The organism is Pseudomonas sp. 478, assembly GCF_003254125.1.
Classification (GTDB): Bacteria; Pseudomonadota; Gammaproteobacteria; order Pseudomonadales; family Pseudomonadaceae; genus Aquipseudomonas.
Genome location: NZ_QKZG01000006.1, coordinates 228,030 through 243,854, shown reverse-complemented (window position 1 = coordinate 243,854; position 15,825 = coordinate 228,030). Strand labels below are relative to the sequence as shown.

Here is a 15,825-nt window from a genome sequence, read left to right as displayed (position 1 = left end):
TTATTATTTAAGTTGTACGATGACCTACAACTTCGGCGAAGGCTGAACGGTTTTCTCACACACATACGTCGCTATCCAGGGTGTTCGAATAATGAATCCACAAGAACTGAAGTCCATCCTCTCTTCCGGTCTGCTGTCTTTCCCGGTTACCGATTTCAATGCTCAGGGCGATTTCCATCGCGCGGGCTACATCAAACGTCTCGAATGGCTGGCCCCATACGGCGCCTCGGCATTGTTCGCCGCGGGTGGCACCGGTGAGTTCTTCTCTCTGGCGGCCAGCGAATATTCGGAAATCATCAAGACTGCCGTCGACACCTGCGAAACCAGCGTGCCGATTCTGGCCGGCGTTGGCGGTTCGACTCGTCAAGCCATCGAATACGCACAGGAAGCCGAGCGTCTGGGCGCCAAAGGCCTGTTGCTGTTGCCGCACTACCTGACCGAAGCCAGCCAGGACGGCGTTGCCGCCCACGTTGAAGCCGTGTGCAAATCGGTGAAAATTGGCGTGGTGGTTTACAACCGCAACGTCTGCCGCCTGACCGCGCCGTTGCTGGAACGTCTGGCCGAGCGCTGCCCGAACCTGATCGGTTACAAGGATGGCCTGGGCGATATCGAGTTGATGGTGTCGATCCGTCGCCGCCTCGGTGATCGCTTCAGCTACCTGGGCGGTTTGCCGACCGCCGAAGTCTACGCCGCAGCCTACAAGGCACTGGGCGTACCGGTTTACTCCTCGGCGGTGTTCAACTTCATCCCGAAAACCGCGATGGATTTCTACCACGCCATTGCCCGCGAAGATCACGCCACCGTCGGCAAGATCATCGACGACTTCTTCCTGCCGTACCTGGACATCCGTAACCGCAAAGCCGGTTACGCGGTGAGCATCGTCAAGGCCGGGGCAAAAATTGTCGGCTATGACGCAGGTCCTGTGCGTGCGCCGCTGACCGATCTGACGGGCGAAGAGTACGAAATGCTCGCCGCGCTGATCGACAAGCAAGGTGCGCAGTAACACATCCGATTAAACAAGGCCGCTGAGTATTCAGCGGCCTTTTGCGTGAGGAGAATATTCCGTGGCAAATGCAAAGCGTTTTGATAACTACATCAATGGTGAATGGGTTGCGGGTAGCGAATACTCCAACAACATCAACCCGTCCGAACTGACCGATACCATCGGCGAGTACGCCAAGGCTGATCTGGCTCAGGTTCACGCTGCCATCGACGCTGCTCGCGCCGCGTTCCCGGCCTGGTCCACGTCGGGCATTCAGGCACGCCACGATTCGCTGGATAAAGTCGGCAGCGAAATCCTCGCCCGTCGCGAAGAGCTCGGCACCTTGCTGGCCCGGGAAGAGGGCAAGACCCTGCCTGAAGCTATCGGCGAAGTGACCCGCGCCGGCAACATCTTCAAGTTCTTCGCCGGTGAATGCCTGCGTCTGTCCGGCGACTATCTGCCGTCGGTACGTCCGGGTGTGAACGTTGAAGTGACTCGTGAGGCGCTGGGCGTGGTCGGTCTGATCACGCCATGGAACTTCCCGATCGCAATTCCTGCGTGGAAAATCGCCCCGGCGTTGGCCTACGGCAACTGCGTCGTGCTGAAACCGGCGGATCTGGTGCCGGGTTGCGCTTGGGCGCTGGCCGAAATCATCTCCCGCGCAGGCTTCCCGGCCGGTGTGTTCAACCTGGTGATGGGCAGCGGTCGAGTGGTTGGCGATGCGCTGGTGCAGAGCCCGAAAGTCGACGGCATCAGCTTCACCGGTTCCGTGGGCGTCGGTCGTCAGATCGCGGTCAACTGCGTGTCGCGCCAGGCCAAGGTTCAGCTGGAAATGGGCGGCAAGAACCCGCAGATCATTCTCGACGACGCCGACCTCAAGCAAGCGGTCGAGCTGTCGGTACAGAGCGCGTTCTACTCCACCGGCCAGCGTTGCACTGCTTCGAGCCGCTTCATTGTCACCGCCGGGATTCACGACAAGTTCGTTGAAGCCGTGGCTGAGCGCATGAAGTCGATCAAGGTCGGTCACGCGTTGAAAGCCGGCACCGACATTGGTCCGGTGGTCTCGCAAGCGCAGCTTGAACAGGACATGAAGTACATCGACATCGGCCAGTCCGAAGGTGCACGTCTGGTCAGCGGCGGTGGTCTGGTGACTTGCGACACCGAAGGCTACTACCTCGCGCCAACCCTGTTTGCCGACAGCGAAGCCGCGATGCGCATCAGCCGCGAAGAGATCTTCGGCCCGGTGGCCAACGTGGTTCGCGTAGCGGATTACGAGGCTGCGCTGGCCATGGCCAACGACACCGAATTCGGTCTGTCGGCGGGCATCGCCACCACGTCGCTGAAGTACGCCAGCCACTTCAAGCGCCACTCGCAGGCCGGGATGGTGATGGTCAACCTGCCGACGGCGGGCGTGGATTACCACGTTCCATTCGGTGGGCGGAAAGGTTCATCCTATGGCTCCCGCGAGCAAGGTCGCTACGCGCAAGAGTTCTACACCGTGGTGAAGACCTCTTACATCGGTTCCTGATACACCGCAATACCTGTGGGAGCTGGCCTGTCGGGTCGCCGCATCGCAGCGATGGCATCACCGCGGTATGACTGACATACCGAGGTGCCCGCATCGCCGGCAGGCCAGCTCCCACAAAAACAACACCGTTATTACCCGCATAAAAATAATCAGTGGGAGTACATCTACATGCAAGCGACCAAGCCGACCCACGTCCGCTATTTGATTTTGCTCATGCTTTTTCTGGTGACCACGATCAACTACGCCGACCGGGCTACCATCGCCATCGCGGGCTCCAGCCTGCAAAAAGACCTCGGCATCGACGCGGTCACTCTCGGTTATATCTTCTCCGCATTCGGTTGGGCCTACGTGGCCGGGCAAATTCCCGGCGGCTGGCTGCTGGACCGTTTCGGCTCGAAAAAAGTGTATGCGCTCAGCATCTTCACCTGGTCGCTGTTCACCGTGCTGCAGGGCTATGTCGGTGAGTTCGGCATGTCCACGGCGGTGGTTGCGCTGTTCATGCTGCGCTTCCTGGTGGGCCTGGCCGAAGCGCCATCCTTCCCCGGTAACGCGCGCATCGTAGCCGCCTGGTTCCCGACGGCTGAACGCGGCACCGCCTCGGCGATCTTCAACTCGGCGCAATACTTCGCCACGGTACTGTTTGCGCCGCTGATGGGTTGGATCGTCTACAGCTTCGGCTGGCAGCACGTGTTTATCGTCATGGGCGTGATCGGCATCATCTTCTCGGGGATCTGGCTGAAGGTTATCCACAGCCCGCGTCAGCATCCGATGATCAACGACGCCGAGTTCAAGCACATCGCCGACAACGGCGGTATGGTCGACATGGACCAGGACAAGGGCAAAGGCAAAAAAGTCGACGGTCCAAAGTGGGACTACATCCGCCAGTTGCTGACCAACCGCATGATGCTCGGCGTGTACCTGGGCCAATACTGCATCAACGGCATCACCTACTTCTTCCTGACCTGGTTCCCGGTGTACCTGGTGCAAGAACGCGGCATGACCATCCTCAAAGCCGGTTTCATCGCCTCGTTGCCGGCGATCTGCGGCTTCATCGGTGGTGTGCTCGGCGGGGTGATTTCCGACTACCTGCTGCGCAAAGGCCACTCGCTGACCTTCGCCCGCAAGGCCCCCATCATTGCTGGCTTGCTGGTCTCCAGCAGCATCGTCGCGTGTAACTACGTGGACATCGAATGGATGGTGGTTGGTTTCATGGCCTTGGCGTTCTTTGGCAAAGGCGTCGGCGCATTGGGTTGGGCCGTGGTGTCCGACACCTCGCCAAAACAGATCGCCGGTTTGAGTGGCGGCCTGTTCAACATGTTCGGCAACATCGCCTCGATCACCACCCCGATCGTCATCGGCTACATCATCAGCTCCACCGGTTCGTTCAAATGGGCGCTGGTGTTTGTCGGTTGCAACGCCCTGGTCGCGGTGTTCAGCTACCTGGTAATCGTCGGTCCGATCAAACGTGTGGTACTCAAGGAGCCGCCCGTCAGCGGTCCTGAAGCCAATAACAAATTGTCTCAAGCGCATTCCTGAGGAGCGGCGTCATGCAGTTGATTGAACATTCCGACTCTCCGCGCTACATCCGCCTGCACGAGCGAGACAACGTAGTGATCGTGGTCAATGACCAAGGCGTACCGGCCGGTACCGAATTTCCGGACGGCCTGGTCACCGTGGATTTCGTGCCACAGAGCCACAAGGTCACCCTGGAAGACATTCCCGTGGGTGGCCAGGTGATTCGTTACGGGCAGACCATCGGCTATGCGTTGCAGCCGATTCCGCGCGGCAGTTGGGTCAAGGAAGATCAACTGCGCATGCCCACCGCGCCACCGCTGGACAGCTTGCCGCTGTCCACCGAAGTGCCGGCGGCGCAGGCACCGCTGGAAGGCTTTACGTTCGAGGGTTATCGCAACGCCGACGGCACCGTCGGCACGCGCAATATTCTCGGGATTACCACGACGGTTCAGTGCGTCACTGGCGTGCTGGACCATGCGGTCAAACGCATCAAGGACGAGTTGCTGCCCAAGTATCCGCACGTCGATGACGTGGTCGCGCTGACTCACAGCTACGGCTGTGGTGTAGCGATTACCGCGACTGACGCGTACATCCCGATTCGCACCGTGCGCAACCTGGCGCGTAACCCGAACCTGGGTGGCGAAGCGTTGGTGGTCAGCCTGGGCTGCGAGAAACTGCAGGCCGGGCAGGTGATGTACGAGAACGACAGCTCGGTGGATTTGAGCGATCCGTGGTTGTACCGCTTGCAGGATTCGAGTCACGGTTTCACCGAGATGATCGAGCAGATCATGGCGCTGGCCGAGACCCGTTTGAAGAAGCTCGATCAACGTCGCCGAGAAACCGTGCCGGCGTCCGAGCTGATTCTGGGCATGCAGTGCGGCGGCAGCGATGCGTTTTCCGGGATCACCGCCAACCCGGCGCTGGGTTATGCCTCGGACCTGTTATTGCGCGCGGGTGCGACGGTGATGTTTTCCGAAGTCACCGAAGTGCGCGACGCAATTTACCTGCTGACTTCCCGTGCAGAAACCGAGGAAGTCGCTCAGGAACTGGTGCGTGAAATGGACTGGTACGACCGTTACCTGGCCAAGGGCGAAGCGGATCGCAGCGCCAATACCACGCCGGGCAACAAGAAGGGCGGGTTGTCGAACATTGTCGAGAAGTCGTTGGGCTCGATCGTCAAATCCGGCAGCAGCGCGATCAACGGGGTGCTGGGCCCAGGCGAGCGCTTCAAGCGCAAAGGCCTGATCTTCTGTGCGACCCCGGCCAGTGACTTTGTCTGCGGGACGTTGCAATTGGCGGCGGGGATGAACCTGCACGTGTTCACTACCGGGCGTGGCACGCCATATGGTTTGGCGATGGCGCCGGTGGTGAAGGTGTCTACGCGGACCGAGCTGGCGCAGCGTTGGCCAGATCTGATCGACATCGATGCCGGGCGGATTGCGACCGGGCGGGCCTCGATTGAGGACCTTGGCTGGGAGTTGTTCTACTACTACCTGGATGTGGCCAGCGGCAAGAAGCAAACCTGGGCCGAGAAGCACAAGCTGCATAACGACATCACCTTGTTCAACCCTGCACCCATCACCTGAGACCGCGTCGCCTGTTTCGCGAGCAAGCCCGCTCCCACAGTGATCGTCAGTGTTCACGCAATTTGTGCAACAAAGAAGATCCCCTGTGGGAGCGGGCTTGCTCGCGAAGACGGTCTACCAGACGCCGGGGGACTTGGTGGCTTATCATTAGCCCCCTAACGACGCTCACCCAAGGTTATCCCCGGCATGCTGGCTATCTTCCTCGAAACCCTGAACATCACCGCGCCGGTGTTTGCCATGCTGTTTCTGGGGGTGCTGCTCAAGCGCATTGACTGGATCAACGACAACTTCATTCACACTGCGTCGGCCCTGGTGTTTAACGTCACCATGCCGGCGTTGCTGTTTCTGGGCATCCTGCATGCCGACCTGCACGCCGCATTGCAACCGGCGCTGCTGATCTACTTCTCGCTCGCCACTCTGGTGTGTTTCGCCATCGCCTGGGGCTGGGCGATCTGGAAGTGCCCGCGGGAGGACCGGGGGATTTACACTCAGGGCGCCTTTCGCGGCAATAACGGGGTGATTGGCCTCGCACTGGCGGCGAGCATGTACGGCGACTACGGGATTTCCCTCGGAGCGATTCTCGCGGCGTTGGTGATCCTGTTTTACAACACGCTCTCGACCATTGTGCTGGCGGTGTACAGCCCGGTAATCAAGTCCGACCCTTGGAGCATCTGCAAAAGCGTGATGGCCAATCCGCTGATCATCAGCGTGTTTGCCGCGGCGCCGTTTGCCTACTTCAAGATCAGCTTGCCGGGATGGCTGGAGACCTCCGGCCAATACCTGGCGCAAACCACCTTGCCGTTGGCGTTGATCTGCATCGGCGGCACGCTGTCGCTGGCAGCGCTGCGTAAAAGCGGCAACATGGCGCTGAGCTCAAGCCTGGTGAAGATGATTGGCCTGCCGGTTCTGGCGACGCTGGGGGCGTGGCTCTGGGGCTTTCGTGGTCCGGAGTTGGGGATTTTGTTTCTGTACTTCGGCAGCCCGACCGCCGCGGCCAGTTTTGTCATGGCCCGTCAGGCCAATGGCAATCATGAACTGGCGGCGGCGATCATCGTGATCACCACGCTGATGGCGGCGGTCACCACCAACATCGGGATCTTCCTGTTGCAGTGGGGCGGGTGGATTTAGCCTCGGGTTTTGCGGTGGTTTATAGGGCCTCTTCGCGAGCAAGCCCGCTCCCACATTTGGAATGCATTCCCCTGTGGGAGCGGGCTTGCTCGCGAAAGCAATCTCACTGTCACTGCCAAAGCCAGGCTGTTACTCGGGCTTCTGATAAGTATCAATCACTTCCTGCGCCGCCCGAAACGCATCGATTGCCGCCGGCACACCGGCATACACCGCGCAATGCAGCAGCGCTTCACGAATCTCTTCCACGGTGCAGCCATTGTTCAGCGCACCACGTACGTGGCCTTTCAATTCCTGCGGGCACTTCAACGCGGTCAGCGCGGCGAGGGTGATCAGGCTGCGGGTTTTCAACGGCAAACCTTCGCGGTTCCAGACGCCGCCCCAGGCGTGCTCGTTGACGAAATCCTGCAGCGGTTGAGTGAACTCGGTGGCATTGCTCAGCGCGCGGTCGACGAAGGCGTCGCCCATTACTTGGCGGCGGACTTCAACCCCAGGCTTTTTATCATCGGTCATGGCAATTCCTTATTGTGGTGTTGGCGACGCCAGGCGCGCAGCGACGTGAGCAGCAAAAACGCCATCAGCGCCGGCAGGACAAAAAACAGCATCAGGTGTTCAAGCTTGTCGGCCAGCGGCATGCCGGTGGTGAATGACACCACGTGCAGACCGTAAGCCAGATACAAACCCAAAAACAGCAGACCTTCGGCGCGGGTCACCCGGTAACCGGAATAGAACACCGGCAGGCACAGCACCGCGACGCCGAGCATCACCGGCAAGTCGAAATCCAGGGCGTTGGGCGACACCGACAGCGGCGACGGCGCGACCAACGCGGTGAAGCCCAGCACGCCCAAGAGGTTGAACAGGTTGCTGCCGATCACGTTGCCCACGGCGATGTCGCGCTGACCGCGCAACGCGGCGATCAACGAGGTGGCCAGTTCCGGCAGGGACGTGCCGACAGCGACGATGGTCAAGCCGATGATCCGTTCCGACAAACCCAGATCGGTTGCGACCGAAACCGCCGCGCCCAACAGCAAGTGCCCGGCATAGACCAGCATCGCCAAACCCACGACGATCATCAACAGGCTGCTGATCCATGGTGCTTGCGGGACTTCGTGGGTCGTCGATTGCGGGCGGGTCGAGTGCCGCGACTGGCGCAGCAGCAGGCCCAGATACAGCGCCAGCGCCGCCAGCAGCATCACGCCATCGGTGCGGGTCAGTTCTTCGTTCCACGCCAATACGAACACCAACAGACTGGCGCCGATCATCAGCGGGATATCCAGACGCACCAATTGCCGTGAAACCCGCAGCGGGATGATCAGCGCCGAAAGCCCGAGGGTGACGAGGATGTTGAAGATGCCACTGCCGATCACGCTGCCGACGGCGATGTCGGCGTTCTGCGTCAGGGTGGCTTGCAGGCTGACCGCCATCTGCGGTGCGCTGCTGCCGAGGGCGACGATGGTCAGGCCGATAATCAGCGGTCGTACATGCAAGCGTGCGGCGAGGCGCACGGCGGCGCGCACCATCAGCTCGGCGCCGGCGATCAGCAACAGCAAGCCGCTGAGCAATTCAATCACGCTGATCAGGGGTAAATCGGCAAGTCCGAAAATGGTCGGCGCTCCATCGGTCAGTCGTCGAGGGCTTGCACGCGAACCCGTGCAGTGCCGCTTCTGAGCATACCCAGTTGTTCGGCGGCCTCATGTGAAACATCGATCAGGCGCCCACGGGTATGTGGCCCGCGATCGTTGATGCGAACCACACAGGACTTGTCGTTGTTCAGATTGGTGACCTTCACCCGCGTGCCAAAGGGCAACTGGCGATGGGCGGCGGTCAGGGAATTCTTGTTGAAACGCTCGCCACTGGCGGTGCGTTTACCTTGGTGTTTGGCGCCGTAATACGAGGCAACGCCGGTTTTGTCATAGCCGTGCGGATCGATGACATCGTTGCTGGCGCAACCGGCCAGCAGGGAGAGCAGGGCGCAGGCACTGAGGACGCGTTTCATTCGAAGGTTTCCACATACAAATGTGGGAGCGGGCTTGCTCGCGAAGGGGGCATCACATCCAACATCAATGTTGACTGATACACCGCTTTCGCGAGCAAGCCCGCTCCCACAGGGGGTAGAGCCAGTTTTCAGTGCTGGCTCCATGCTCATCAGCCTTCGAGCTTGCTTTTCAGCAGTTCGTTAACCTGTTGCGGGTTGGCCTTGCCTTTGGAGGCTTTCATGGCCTGTCCGACGAAGAAGCCGAACATCTTGCCGCGTTTGGCTTCGTCTGCCGCGCGGTACTGTTCAACCTGTTCGGCGTTGGCCGCGAGCATTTCGTCCAACACTGCCGAGATCGCACCGGTGTCGGTCACTTGCTTCAGGCCGCGCTTGTCGATGATCTCGTCCGCGCTGCCTTCGCCGTTGGCCATGGCTTCAAACACCACTTTGGCGATTTTGCCGGAGATGGTGTTGTCGGTGATGCGCAGCAGCATGCCGCCCAGTTGTTCGGCCGAGACCGGCGACTGATCGATGTCCAGGCCCTGTTTGTTCAACAGGCTGCCCAATTCAACCATCACCCAGTTGGCCGCCAGCTTGGCGTCGCCGCCAATGCTCACGACTTTCTCGAAGTAATCGGCTTGCTCGCGGCTGGTGGCCAGGACGCTGGCGTCGTAGACCGACAGACCGAACTGCGCCTGGAAGCGCTCGCGTTTCTGCGGTGGCAATTCCGGCAGGGTGGCGCGCACGTCGTCGAGGAACGAGTCTTCGATGACCACCGGCAGCAGGTCCGGATCGGGGAAGTAACGGTAGTCGTTGGCTTCCTCTTTGCTGCGCATCGGACGGGTTTCGTCCTTGTTCGGATCGTACAGACGGGTCTGCTGGATCACCCTGCCGCCGTCTTCGATCAGCTCGATCTGACGTTGCACTTCGGTGTTGATCGCCTTCTCGATGAAACGGAACGAGTTGACGTTCTTAATCTCGCAGCGCGTACCGAATTCAACCTGGCCTTTCGGACGGATCGACACGTTGCAGTCGCAACGCAGCGAGCCTTCGGCCATGTTGCCGTCGCAGATGCCGAGGTAACGCACCAGCGCGTGGACAGCCTTGACGTAAGCCACGGCTTCCTTGGCGCTGCGCATGTCCGGCTCGGACACGATTTCCAGCAGCGGCGTGCCGGCACGGTTCAGGTCGATGCCGGTGGCGCCGCTGAATTCTTCGTGCAGGCTTTTACCGGCGTCTTCTTCCAGGTGCGCGCGGGTGATGCCGACGCGCTTGACCGTGCCGTCTTCCAGCGCGATGTCCAGGTGGCCTTTGCCAACGATCGGCAATTCCATCTGGCTGATCTGGTAGCCCTTGGGCAGGTCCGGGTAGAAATAGTTTTTACGGGCGAACACGTTGTGCTGGCCGATCTCGGCATCAATCGCCAGACCGAACATTACCGCCATGCGTACCGCTTCCTGGTTCAGCACCGGCAATACGCCAGGCATACCGAGGTCAACCAGGCTGGCCTGGGTGTTCGGCTCGGAACCGAATGTGGTGGAACTACCGGAAAAGATTTTCGACCGGGTGGTGAGCTGGGTATGAATCTCCAGCCCGATCACGACTTCCCATTGCATGTGTTTCTCCTCAGAAGCCGGTTGGGGTGCGGGTGTGCCAGTCAGTGTTCAACTGATACTGGTGCGCAACGTTGAGCAAACGGCCTTCCTGGAAATACGGGGCGAGCAATTGCACGCCGACCGGCAGACCATCGACAAAACCGGCTGGCATGGACAAGCCCGGCAGACCGGCGAGGTTGGCGGTGATGGTGTAGACGTCTTCCAGGTACGCAGCGACCGGGTCGCTGCTCTTGGCGCCAAGCTTCCAGGCCGGGTTTGGCGTGGTTGGGCCGAGGATGATGTCGACCTCATTAAAGGCTGCCATGAAGTCGTTCTTGATCAGGCGACGAATTTTCTGCGCCTTCAGGTAGTAGGCGTCGTAGTAACCGGCCGACAGCGCGTAGGCACCGACCATGATCCGGCGCTGCACTTCCGGGCCGAAACCTTCGCCACGGGAACGCTTGTACAGGTCGATCAGGTTTTTCGGGTCTTCGCAGCGATAGCCGAAACGTACGCCATCGAAACGCGACAGGTTGGAAGACGCCTCTGCCGGGGCGATCACGTAGTACGCAGGGATCGCGTGCTGCATGTTCGGCAGGCTGATTTCCTTGACCACGGCCCCGAGCTTTTCCAGCTCTTTGACGCTGTTGTGGATCAGCTCGGCAATGCGCGGGTCGAGACCGGCGCTGAAATATTCTTTAGGAACGCCGATGCGCAGGCCTTGCAGCGAACCGTTGAGGCCGGCGCTGTAATCCGGCACGGGCTCGTCGATGCTGGTGGAGTCTTGCGGGTCGAAACCGGCCATGCCTTGCAGCAGGATCGCGCAGTCTTCGGCAGTGCGCGCCAATGGTCCGCCCTGATCGAGACTGGATGCGTAGGCGATCATGCCCCAGCGCGAAACGCGACCGTACGTCGGTTTCAGGCCGGTCAGGTTGGTCAGCGCGGCGGGCTGACGAATCGAACCGCCGGTGTCGGTGCCCGTTGCCGCTGGCAACAGACGAGCGGCAACCGCAGCAGCCGAACCACCAGACGAGCCGCCGGGCACGTATTCCAGGTTCCACGGGTTTTTCACTGCGCCGTAGTAGCTCGACTCGTTGGCCGACCCCATGGCGAATTCGTCCATGTTGGTCTTGCCCAGGGTCACGGCCCCGGCAGCAGCCAGTTTGGCGACCACGGTGGCGTCGTACGGTGCTTTGAAGTTGTCGAGCATCTTCGAGCCGCAGCTGGTGCGGATGCCCTGGGTGCAGAACAGGTCTTTATGGGCGATCGGCGCACCGAGCAGGGCGCCGCTCTCACCATTGGCCCGGCGTGCGTCAGCGGCTTTCGCCTGCTGGAGCGCCAGGTCTTCGGTGAGGCTGATGAAACTGTTGAGCTGCGGATCGAGCTGGGCGATACGCGCCAGCAGGGTTTTGGTCAGCTCTTCGGAAGAAAACTTTTTATCGGCGAGACCGCGGGCGATCTCGGCCAGAGTCAATTGATGCATTGCAGGCTCTTTCCCTTTAGTCGATGACTTTCGGAACCAGGTACAGGCCGTTTTCGACCGCTGGTGCGATGGACTGATAGGCCTCGCGATGATTGGTCTCGGTCACGACGTCTGCGCGCAGGCGCTGGCTGGCTTCCAGTGGGTGGGCGAGCGGCTCGATACCGTCGGTATTGACCGCCTGCATTTCGTCGACCAGCCCCAGAATGCTGTTCAGGGCCGAAGTGATGTGTGGAAGATCGGCATCATTAAGGCCCAGACAGGCCAGATGAGCGATTTTTTCCACGTCGGAGCGTTCAAGCGTCATGGGATTCTCCAGTGGAAGGAAAACAGAACGGATGCTATCCGTGTGTTAGATTGTCGGAACACTACCGCATTTCTACGGTCATAAGGCCGCGATTGTGGGGGTTGGTGCACAGAAAAGCGGCCAATTTAACATATTGGCGCCTTGCCCAAAATCCCTGTCGTTGTTAGAGTTTGCCGCACTTTTTTACCCACGCGTTGCCTAGGGTCCTTTCCCCATGTTCAAGAAACTGCGTGGCATGTTTTCCAGCGATCTCTCCATTGACCTGGGCACTGCCAACACCCTTATTTACGTGCGCGAGCGCGGTATCGTCCTGAATGAGCCCTCGGTTGTGGCTATTCGGACACACGGTAACCAGAAAAGTGTCGTTGCTGTCGGCACCGAGGCCAAGCGCATGCTCGGTCGTACGCCGGGCAACATTGCTGCCATTCGTCCGATGAAGGATGGCGTGATCGCCGACTTCAGCGTTTGCGAAAAGATGCTGCAATACTTTATCAACAAGGTTCACGAAAACAGCTTCCTGCAGCCTAGCCCTCGTGTGTTGATCTGCGTTCCGTGCAAATCCACCCAGGTTGAGCGTCGTGCCATCCGTGAGTCGGCCCTCGGTGCCGGTGCCCGTGAAGTGTTCCTGATCGAAGAGCCAATGGCGGCTGCGATCGGTGCCGGCCTGCCGGTTGAAGAAGCTCGCGGCTCGATGGTTGTCGATATCGGTGGTGGTACCACTGAAATCGCGCTGATCTCCCTGAACGGTGTGGTTTACGCTGAATCCGTACGGGTTGGCGGCGACCGCTTCGACGAAGCGATCATCACTTACGTGCGTCGCAACTACGGCAGCCTGATCGGCGAATCCACTGCCGAGCGCATCAAGCAGGAAATCGGTACTGCCTACCCGGGCGGCGAAGTGCGCGAAGTCGACGTTCGTGGCCGTAACCTGGCCGAAGGCGTTCCACGCGCATTCACCCTGAACTCCAATGAAGTGCTGGAAGCTCTGCAAGAGTCCCTGGCCACCATCGTTCAGGCTGTGAAAAGTGCACTGGAGCAATCGCCTCCGGAACTGGCTTCCGACATCGCCGAGCGTGGCCTGGTACTGACCGGTGGTGGCGCCTTGCTGCGTGACCTCGACAAGTTGCTGGCCCAGGAAACCGGTCTGCCGGTAATCGTTGCCGAAGACCCGCTGACCTGCGTTGCTCGCGGCGGTGGCCGTGCGTTGGAAATGATGGATAAACACACCATGGACCTGCTGTCGAGCGAGTGATCTCGCCCGACGCATCTATGCTGTTGGCGCGCAGGCAGCACTTTGCAGTGCTGCCTGTTGGCGTTTATCTTCTGTCAGTCTGCATCCAGGCCGGTTTGATGCCGTATGAATAAAGAGAACATTTGCCTGGGAGGAGCGGCTTATTAAACCGCTTTTCACCAAAGGGCCTTCACTGGGCGTGCGCTTGTTGGTGCTGGTCGTGCTATCGGTCGCGCTGATGGTGGTCGATGCCCGCTTCACACTGCTCAAGCCAGTGCGTAGCCAAATGTCGCTGGTGCTGATGCAGTCTTACTGGATCACCGACCTGCCGCAGCGGCTATGGCAGGGTGTGGCCAGCCAATTTGGCAGCCGTACCGAGCTCGTCGCCGAAAACGAAAAACTCAAAACCGAAAACCTGCTGCTGCAGGGTCGCATGCAAAAGCTTGCCGCCCTCACCGAGCAGAACGTTCGGCTGCGCGAGTTGCTCAACTCCTCGGCGCTGGTCAATGAGAAAGTCGAAGTGGCCGAGCTGATAGGCATGGACCCCAATCCCTTCACCCACCGCATCATCATCAATAAAGGCGAGCGCGACGGTGTGATCCTCGGTCAGCCGGTGCTCGATGCCCGTGGCTTGATGGGCCAGGTGGTCGAGTTGATGCCGTATACCTCTCGTGTGCTGTTGTTGACCGACACCACTCACAGCATTCCGGTGCAGGTGAACCGCAACGGGCTGCGGGCGATTGCCAGCGGCACCGGCAACCCGGAACGCCTGGAGCTGCGTCACGTAGCCGATACCGCCGATATCAAGGAAGGCGATCTGCTGGTCAGCTCGGGTCTGGGGCAGCGGTTCCCGGCGGGTTACCCGGTAGCGACGGTCAAGGAAGTGATTCACGATTCCGGTCAGCCGTTCGCGATTGTGCGCGCCGTGCCGACCGCCGCCTTGAACCGCAGCCGTTACCTGTTGCTGGTGTTCACCGACGGCCGCACAGCCGAAGAGCGCGCCAACGAAGCTGCCCAGGCTCAAGAAGCCTTGGACCAGCACGGTGGTGGCCCCATCATTCCAGCGACAGTACCGAAAACAGGGATCGTCCCGGCTGCTGTTGCTGCACCCGTGACTCCGGCTGCACCGACGGTTGCCCCTGCTGCCACAACCCCGCCCAAGCCTGCGGTAACTCATCCTGCTGCTGCGAAACCTGCCGCCAGCAAGCCGCCCGCGGCGCAACCTGCTGCCGCTAAACCGCCGGCCACGCAACCTGCTGCCGTGAAGCCTGCTGCCAAGCCGCCTGTCTCTGCGCCGGCTACCACTGGGGGACGAGAATAATGGTTGGTGCTACTGCCTCCCGAAACGGCTGGATGGTCTGGCTGACATTCGCCATAGGCATGCTGCTCAGCGTTTCGCCGCTGCCACAATTCATGGAAATCCTGCGTCCACTGTGGCTGGCCTTGCTGCTGGCATTCTGGGCGTTAGCCATGCCGCAGCAAGTCGGGATGGTCACCGCGTGGTGCCTGGGCCTGGCCGAAGACGTGCTCTACGGCACGCTGCTGGGGCAGAACGCATTGATCCTGACGCTGATCACGTACCTGGTGCTGGCGCTGCAACAGCGTCTGCGCATGTTTCCGATGTGGCAACAGAGCCTGGTGATCCTGGTGATTTTCGGCCTCGCGCAGCTTGTTCAACTATGGCTCAGCGCCCTGACCGGCAATCGTCAGCCGACACTGGCGCTGGTCTTGCCGGCACTGGTCAGCGCATTGCTCTGGCCATGGATCAGCTACGGTTTGCGCGGTTTGCGTCGACGCTACAAAATCAATTAATTCGGTCAGGCATTTGCCCGCACCTCGACAGGGAGATGTCTTGATGAAACAGCTGTACCTCGCCTCAGGCTCGCCACGTCGGCGTGAACTGCTCACGCAGATCGGCGTGCCGTTCACCGCCATCAGCGCGGACATCGATGAAACCCCTTTAAACAATGAATCCCCGTCGGCCTATGTCGAACGCCTGGCGCGCGGCAAAGCCGAGGCCGGGCGCGGGTCCGTCGTGTCCGACGAAGATTTTTGCGTACTGGGCGCCGATACCGCCGTGGTGCTGGACGGGAAAATTCTCGGCAAGCCGGTGGACGAAGCCGAGGCGTGCGCCATGCTTATGAAGTTGTCCGGGTGTGAACATGAAGTCCTGACGGCGATTGCGGTGCGAGACGGTGAGCGTTGCGAGTCTCGGGTGGTGCGCAGTCTGGTGCGCTTTCGCAACATCAGTCGCGACGAAGCGGTGGCCTACTGGGCCAGCGGCGAGCCGCAGGACAAGGCCGGCGGCTATGGCATTCAAGGGCTCGGCGCGGTGTTTGTCGCCGGACTCAATGGCAGTTACTCGGCGGTGGTCGGGTTACCGCTGTGCGAAACCGCTGAGCTGCTCGGCCATTTCGGCATACCCTGTTGGCAAACCCTTAACGCGCGTTGAGCGTCGTACTGACAAGATGCGGCCATTATCGTGAACATGCCTGAACGAG

Annotated in this window: 15 protein-coding genes; 9 read left to right on the top strand and 6 right to left on the bottom strand. The window is 60.3% G+C overall.

Going from position 1 to position 15,825, the window contains the following annotated elements; genetic code table 11:
• Positions 1–91: 91 nt before the first annotated feature.
• The 5 genes from kdgD to DFS28_RS14875 all read left to right on the top strand — a co-directional run bounded on the left by kdgD (position 92) and on the right by DFS28_RS14875 (position 6,739).
• Entirely contained in the window at positions 92–1,003 is a 912-nt protein-coding gene (gene kdgD, locus DFS28_RS14895; protein WP_046045831.1) for a 5-dehydro-4-deoxyglucarate dehydratase, read from the top strand.
• Positions 1,004–1,064: 61 nt separating this feature from the next.
• Positions 1,065–2,510, top strand: a complete 1,446-nt coding sequence (locus DFS28_RS14890; protein WP_111450422.1) for an aldehyde dehydrogenase family protein — start codon at positions 1,065–1,067, stop codon at positions 2,508–2,510.
• Between the two features lie 168 nt (positions 2,511–2,678).
• Positions 2,679–4,046: an MFS transporter gene (locus tag DFS28_RS14885; protein WP_111450421.1), complete on the top strand. Its 1,368-nt coding sequence runs from the start codon at positions 2,679–2,681 to the stop codon at positions 4,044–4,046.
• Between the two features lie 11 nt (positions 4,047–4,057).
• Positions 4,058–5,611: a galactarate dehydratase gene (gene garD / locus DFS28_RS14880; protein WP_111450420.1), complete on the top strand. Its 1,554-nt coding sequence runs from the start codon at positions 4,058–4,060 to the stop codon at positions 5,609–5,611.
• Between the two features lie 186 nt (positions 5,612–5,797).
• A complete protein-coding gene (locus DFS28_RS14875; protein WP_111450419.1) occupies positions 5,798–6,739 on the top strand; it encodes an AEC family transporter in 942 nt (313 codons plus the stop codon).
• 129 nt (positions 6,740–6,868) lie between these two features.
• On the opposite strand, the gene DFS28_RS14870 is transcribed toward DFS28_RS14875, so the two are convergent.
• The 6 genes from DFS28_RS14870 to gatC form a co-directional block, all read right to left on the bottom strand.
• Positions 6,869–7,249 (bottom strand): carboxymuconolactone decarboxylase family protein, encoded by a 381-nt coding sequence (locus tag DFS28_RS14870; protein ID WP_111450418.1) that lies wholly within the window; start codon positions 7,247–7,249, stop codon positions 6,869–6,871.
• Positions 7,246–8,307: a calcium/sodium antiporter gene (locus tag DFS28_RS14865; RefSeq protein WP_111450417.1), complete on the bottom strand. Its 1,062-nt coding sequence runs from the start codon at positions 8,305–8,307 to the stop codon at positions 7,246–7,248. The genes DFS28_RS14870 and DFS28_RS14865 overlap by 4 nt, the downstream gene beginning before the upstream one ends.
• Before the next feature lie 50 nt (positions 8,308–8,357).
• Complete coding sequence (locus DFS28_RS14860; RefSeq protein ID WP_111450416.1) at positions 8,358–8,732, bottom strand: septal ring lytic transglycosylase RlpA family protein; 375 nt, start codon at positions 8,730–8,732, stop codon at positions 8,358–8,360.
• A gap of 149 nt (positions 8,733–8,881) precedes the next feature.
• Positions 8,882–10,327, bottom strand: a complete 1,446-nt coding sequence (gatB, locus tag DFS28_RS14855) for an Asp-tRNA(Asn)/Glu-tRNA(Gln) amidotransferase subunit GatB (protein WP_111450415.1) — start codon at positions 10,325–10,327, stop codon at positions 8,882–8,884.
• Between the two features lie 10 nt (positions 10,328–10,337).
• The gene (gatA, locus tag DFS28_RS14850; RefSeq protein ID WP_111450414.1) at positions 10,338–11,789 is read right to left on the bottom strand and encodes an Asp-tRNA(Asn)/Glu-tRNA(Gln) amidotransferase subunit GatA; all 1,452 of its coding nucleotides are present in this window, start codon (positions 11,787–11,789) and stop codon (positions 10,338–10,340) included.
• A 16-nt stretch (positions 11,790–11,805) separates the two neighbouring features.
• A complete protein-coding gene (gatC, locus tag DFS28_RS14845; RefSeq protein WP_008026876.1) occupies positions 11,806–12,093 on the bottom strand; it encodes an Asp-tRNA(Asn)/Glu-tRNA(Gln) amidotransferase subunit GatC in 288 nt (95 codons plus the stop codon).
• 214 nt (positions 12,094–12,307) lie between these two features.
• On the opposite strand from gatC, the gene mreB reads away from it, so the two are divergent.
• The 4 genes from mreB to DFS28_RS14825 all read left to right on the top strand — a co-directional run bounded on the left by mreB (position 12,308) and on the right by DFS28_RS14825 (position 15,776).
• On the top strand, positions 12,308–13,345 hold the full coding sequence (gene mreB / locus DFS28_RS14840) for a rod shape-determining protein MreB (protein WP_002555108.1): 1,038 nt from the start codon (positions 12,308–12,310) through the stop codon (positions 13,343–13,345).
• Between the two features lie 142 nt (positions 13,346–13,487).
• On the top strand, positions 13,488–14,645 hold the full coding sequence (gene mreC / locus DFS28_RS14835) for a rod shape-determining protein MreC (RefSeq protein ID WP_111450413.1): 1,158 nt from the start codon (positions 13,488–13,490) through the stop codon (positions 14,643–14,645).
• Positions 14,645–15,136, top strand: coding sequence for a rod shape-determining protein MreD (mreD, locus tag DFS28_RS14830; protein WP_111450412.1), 492 nt, complete (start codon positions 14,645–14,647; stop codon positions 15,134–15,136). Before mreC ends, mreD begins: the two co-directional genes overlap by 1 nt.
• Before the next feature lie 43 nt (positions 15,137–15,179).
• The gene (locus DFS28_RS14825) at positions 15,180–15,776 is read left to right on the top strand and encodes a nucleoside triphosphate pyrophosphatase (protein WP_111450411.1); all 597 of its coding nucleotides are present in this window, start codon (positions 15,180–15,182) and stop codon (positions 15,774–15,776) included.
• Positions 15,777–15,825: the final 49 nt, after the last annotated feature.